Below are 672 nucleotides of genomic sequence, written 5' to 3'. Positions count from 1 at the left end.
ATGAGCACTACCGTGCACAACACTTACGACGCTTACGGCAACCTCGCCTCTTACAAGGAAACGGCGACGAACTACGAGCTGGATGCAGACATTGCCTACCACGACTTGCAGGCGAAGTACATCGTCTCCGTGCCCAAGCACATCGCCGTAAAGGACAAGGGGAGGAAAGGTCTACCGCGAACGCTCCACGCAAATCAACGGCCATGGCGACATCACCCGCATCACGATGCACAACGGTGCAAAGCCGTCGGTCTACGACATGGCCTACGATGCCTACGGCAACCTGACGAGCCTCACCAAGCCCGAGAACCATAAGGGGACAGCGCATGCGCTACGACTACACTTACGACAACGTGCTCCATGCGCTCGTCACAAGCGTAAAAGACGCCTACGGCTACACCTCTTCCACCGCCTACGACTACAAATGGGCGGTGCCTGTGGAGACATCCGACCTCAACGGCAACAAATGCGCTATGCCTACGACGACATGGGACGCCCGAGCACGATTGTCGGTCCGAAAGAGATTGCCGCAGGCAAGCCCTACACCATTAAGTTCGAATATCACCCTGCCGGTCGTTATGCCCGCACGGTGCATTACGCACCCGAGGGCGACATCGAGACCTACACCTTTGCCGACAGCCTGATGCGCGCCGTGCAGACCAAGCAGACGGG

At 58.0% G+C, this 672-nt stretch carries 1 pseudogene; it reads left to right on the top strand.

The features are described from left to right. A pseudogene (locus HMPREF0670_RS16055) lies at nt 1-672 on the top strand (sugar-binding protein); the annotation flags it as partial.

This window comes from Prevotella sp. oral taxon 317 str. F0108, from assembly GCF_000162415.1.
In the GTDB taxonomy this organism is placed as follows: domain Bacteria; phylum Bacteroidota; class Bacteroidia; order Bacteroidales; family Bacteroidaceae; genus Prevotella; species Prevotella conceptionensis.
Note: the sequence above shows the minus strand (reverse complement) of the source record. Positions and strands in the feature narration are given on the sequence as shown.